This is a genomic window from Rhizobacter sp. P3_B12 (assembly GCF_056402895.1).
In genome coordinates this window covers 1-3,870 of the sequence record NZ_JBFUGN010000591.1, presented here as the reverse complement: position 1 = coordinate 3,870, position 3,870 = coordinate 1, and the positions used below count along the sequence as shown (strand labels likewise).

At 70.3% G+C, this 3,870-nt stretch carries 6 protein-coding genes; 3 read left to right on the top strand and 3 right to left on the bottom strand.

Annotated elements, in window-relative coordinates; genetic code table 11:
* Together AC1D01_RS24310 and AC1D01_RS24305 are read right to left on the bottom strand one after the other, a co-directional pair.
* Nucleotides 1-915 (bottom strand): trypsin-like serine protease (locus AC1D01_RS24310; RefSeq protein ID WP_477870916.1); only part of this gene is annotated, 915 nt, incomplete at its 3' end.
* The gene (locus tag AC1D01_RS24305) at nt 912-2,165 is read right to left on the bottom strand and encodes a leucine-rich repeat-containing protein kinase family protein (RefSeq protein WP_477870914.1); all 1,254 of its coding nucleotides are present in this window, start codon (nt 2,163-2,165) and stop codon (nt 912-914) included. The genes AC1D01_RS24305 and AC1D01_RS24310, both read right to left, overlap by 4 nt.
* A 116-nt stretch (nt 2,166-2,281) precedes the next feature.
* Between AC1D01_RS24305 and AC1D01_RS24300 the strand changes: the two genes are divergently transcribed.
* Genes AC1D01_RS24300 through AC1D01_RS24290 form a run of 3 tightly spaced genes read left to right on the top strand, consistent with a single transcriptional unit; the run spans nt 2,282 to nt 3,490 of the window.
* Nucleotides 2,282-2,596 (top strand): ArsR/SmtB family transcription factor, encoded by a 315-nt coding sequence (locus AC1D01_RS24300; protein ID WP_073466123.1) that lies wholly within the window; start codon nt 2,282-2,284, stop codon nt 2,594-2,596.
* A 2-nt stretch (nt 2,597-2,598) separates the two neighbouring features.
* Nucleotides 2,599-3,063 (top strand): SRPBCC family protein, encoded by a 465-nt coding sequence (locus tag AC1D01_RS24295; protein ID WP_477870911.1) that lies wholly within the window; start codon nt 2,599-2,601, stop codon nt 3,061-3,063.
* A gap of 4 nt (nt 3,064-3,067) precedes the next feature.
* The gene (locus AC1D01_RS24290; RefSeq protein WP_477870909.1) at nt 3,068-3,490 is read left to right on the top strand and encodes a GFA family protein; all 423 of its coding nucleotides are present in this window, start codon (nt 3,068-3,070) and stop codon (nt 3,488-3,490) included.
* A 26-nt stretch (nt 3,491-3,516) separates the two neighbouring features.
* On the opposite strand, the gene AC1D01_RS24285 is transcribed toward AC1D01_RS24290, so the two are convergent.
* Nucleotides 3,517-3,870 (bottom strand): AAA-type ATPase lid domain-containing protein (locus tag AC1D01_RS24285; protein ID WP_477870907.1); only part of this gene is annotated, 354 nt, incomplete at its 5' end.

Here is a 3,870-nt window from a genome sequence, read left to right as displayed (position 1 = left end):
CAGACCGGCGGCCGCCAGTCCCAGCGTCCAGATCGACCCTGGCGGCTCCGGCTGCGGCACCGGCGCGAGCGTGCCGCCGGTCTGCGCTTCGAGCCACGCCACGAAGCGCGGATCGCCGAGCAGCATGCCGCCGCCGATCGTGCCGAAGCGGAAGTCCACCGGCATGCCCGCGCTGGCGGAGAGCGTCATCGTGTTGATGCCGAGCAGCCAGCGCCGCCCGCCGATCTCGGCATACGCGGGGCCGCCGGAATCGCCCGCGGCCACGCCGGTCTCGATGGCATTGCCGAGGCTCGATTCCCCCAGCGGTCCGTTGCCCCAGGGGCCGTCGAAGTCGTACAGGAAGAAGAGGCTGCGGCGGCCCGAGCCGTCGATGCTCTTGCGCACCGCATCGAGCACATTGCGGCCGACCCGCTTGATGGCGGCCGAGCGTGCGGGGCCGGGGCCGGTGTCGCCGCTGCCGCTGGCGCCGTAGCCGACCAGTGTCAGCACCTGTTGCGCCGGCGGTGTGTCGCGATGGATCGGCAGGATCTCGACGCCCTCGGGCACCGGGCTCGCGAGCGTGATCAGCGACAGGTCGTCGTACGGGAACGCGGCGCCGGGGAAGGGCGTGACGGCGGTCGCGCCGATCTGCACCGGGGTCGCCTGGTGGTTCAGTTGCACGGTGAGGGTGGCGGGCGCCGCGCTGCCCGTCACGTGCGAGGCCGTCAGCACGAAGCGCGGCGCGATGACCACGCCCGAGAAGATGCCGCTCGGCGTCAGCACCGCGACCGCGGAGGTCCACGGCGACGACGGCGTGTTCGCGTCGATGCGCGCGTCGGGCGAGTCGGGCGCGGTCCCGGCCATCAGCGCGCGGGCCGGTGCGGCGAATGCCAGGCCAGGCGCCGCGGTGAGCAGTTGGCGCCGGACGGGATTCATGGTTCGCAGCGCTGCGCCAGTTCGTCCAGCAGGATACCCAGCGCCCGTCGATCGAGGGCCTGCAGCGCCGCGCTGCGTTGAGAGTCGTCGTGCGGCAGCAGCGAGGCCGCGCCCAGGTCGCTGAGCAGCGCGCGATCGTCGCCATCGACCAGCAGGTTGTGCGCGTAGAGATCGCCGTGGGTTAGGCCGCAGGCATGCAGGTGGTTCAGTGCCTCGGTCGCTGCGCGCGCGATCGACCTGGCCCGGGCGGCGGGCAGGCGCAGATCCGCGCCGTACACGTCGCGGCTGCAGCTGGCCATGCTGGGCGGGCTGGCCAGCGGCTTCCACTGCGGGGCGAGCCGCGGCAGCACCAGGCCTGGCGTCCCGTCAGGATGGCCGGCGAGGGCGCCGAGCACGCCGACGAGCTGCGGGTGGCTGCCGGCCATCAGCGTGGCGGCGATCTCGCAAGCGGGCAGGCCATCGCTGGTCACGCTGCCCTTGAAGAGTTTCACCGCGACGTCCTGCGCCGCACCGGCGGCCGGCTGCCACTGCGCGGCATGGATGTGGCCGGAGGCGCCTTCGCCCAGCAGCGCCTGCACCCGCAGTTCGCGCCACGCGATCGGCGGGACGGTCGCCATGGCCTGCGCCGCCTGCTCGCGCGCCGCGCTGAACGGGTTGCCGGCGTGGGCCAGCCAGGCCAGTTGCGGCAGGGCCAGCAGCTCGTCGGGCAATGCATGCTCCATCCGCTCGAAGGCGTTGGCCGACAGGCGCAGCAATTCGAGCCGCTGCAGGCGGCCCATGCCCGGCGGCAGCCGCGTGAGCCGGTTGCCGGCCAGCATCAGCTTCTGCATGCGGCTGCAGTCGCCCAGCGTGGACGGCAGCGCCGCGATGCGGTTGTCGGTCAGGATCATCCAGCGCAGCGTGGGTGCCACCGCCTGCGCCGGCACGTCGGCGATCTGGTTGGCCTTGAAGCCCATCGTGTCGAGCGCGGGCAGGCGGCCCAGCACCGGCGGCAACGCGGTGAAACGGTTGCTGGAGGCGAACAGCGTGTGAAGCCGCGTCAGGCGCGCCAGCCCGTCGGGCAGCGAGCCCAGCGCGTTGCCTGACACGTCGAGCACCTCGAGCGTGTCGGCCAGCGCCAGCACCTCGGCCGGCAGTTCCACGAGACCGCAGCCTCGCAGGTCGAGTCGGGTGCAGCCTTGCAATTCGCCGGCGCGCAGGCGGGCCAGGGTGCGGGCAGCGGTCAGGTCGGGTGGCAGCGTGGGGTCCATCGGTCAGGTCGCGGGCGGCTCGCATTCTCGGTCATCGTCTTGCCGCGAACATGCCATCGCTTGACATGCAGGTATTTGCCTGCCTATCATGGGCTCACGCACCAACACCGCAACGGATGGACGCAGACAAGGTATTCAAGGCACTGGGCGACCCGACCCGCAGAAAGCTGCTCGACCTGCTGTGCGAGCACAACGGCCAGACGCTGGGCGAGCTGTGCGAGCACCTCGACATGGCGCGGCAGTCGGTCACRCAGCACATCGGGCTGCTGGAGGCGGCCAACCTGGTGAGCACGGTCTGGCGGGGCCGGGAGAAGCTGCATTTCATCAACCCGGTGCCGCTGCACGAGGTCTACGAGCGGTGGGTGCGCAAGTTCGAACGTCAGCGGCTGAGCCTGCTGCACGACCTGAAGAAGGAACTCGAAGGAGAGTGACGATGAGCAAAGAGAAAACCAGTTTCGTCTACGTGACCTACATCCGCTCGACGCCGGAGAAGGTGTTCGAGGCGATCACGAAACCGGAGATCGCGCGGCGCTACTGGGGCCACGAGAACGTGTCCGACTGGCAGCCCGGATCGGACTGGCAGCACATTCGCGCCGACGAGCAGCGCACGCTGCAGCTGGTGGGCAAGGTGGTCGAGGTGGTGCCGCCGACGCGCCTGGTCATCACCTGGGCGAACGCGTCGCAGGCCGCCGATCCGAGCGCCCACAGCCGCGTGAGTTTCGACATCGCACCCTACGACGAGATGGTGCGGCTGACCGTCACGCATGACGAACTCGAGGCCGGCAGCGGCATGGCCAAGGGCATCCAGCAAGGCTGGCCGATCGTGCTGTCGAGCCTGAAGTCGCTGCTCGAGACGGGGCAGGGCATCGATGTCTTCGCCAAGCCCAAGGCGGCGTGAAGCCATGACGACACCCTACACCGGCGGATGCGCGTGCGGCGCGATCCGCTACGCCACACCGCACCAACCCATCTTCCAGAACCACTGCCAGTGCCGTGATTGCCAGCGGCGCAGCGGCACCGGCCACGGCTCCTGGCTGACCTTTGCCGCACAGGCCGAGATGACGATCACCGGCGAGGCGACGCACTGGGAGGTTGCCGGCGACAGCGGCAACGTGAAGGTGCACGCCTTCTGCCCGGTCTGCGGAACGCCGGTGTTCCTGCGCTTCGCCGCGATGCCGGACCTGATCGCGGTGCCGGCGGGCAGCCTGGACGAGCCGGCGCGCTTCGAGCCCCAGGTGCTCACCTACCGCGTGCGGGGGCTGGCGTGGGATGGCGTCGACCCGGCGCTGCAGGCGTTCGAGCGAATGYCGGTTGGAGCGGGGTGAGACGGGGGCATGCCTTGCGAGGGTCGCTACGCCGCGCAGTGAGCGCGGGGCACCAGGGCATGCTTCTTCACCAGCTTGCTCAGGGTGGCGCGTTGCATCTTGCACATGCGCGCCGCTTCGCTGATGTTGCCGTGGCCAATGGCGAGGGCCTCCGTCACGAACTGCCGCTCGACATTCGCCACCGCCGCGCGCTTGGCTTCTTGCAGCGAGGTACAGCCTCGGGCGCCTGCGCCTTGCGACACGGCAACCCGCAGTGCGGGTGAACTGGCCAGAAGTGTTTCGACATCGATGCAGTCGGCCGTGGAGTTCAAATGGGCGCGCACCAAGGTGTGTTCGAGCTCGCGAACGTTGCCGGGCCAGCTGAAGGACCGCAGCAGCGC

What these genes read in the sequence shown, in the direction of transcription:
- AC1D01_RS24305 (WP_477870914.1), bottom strand. Translation starts at nt 2,165, where the DNA reads ATGGACCCCACGCTGCCACCCGACCTGACCGCTGCCCGCACCCTGGCC.
- AC1D01_RS24295 (WP_477870911.1), top strand. Translation starts at nt 2,599, where the DNA reads ATGAGCAAAGAGAAAACCAGTTTCGTCTACGTGACCTACATCCGCTCG.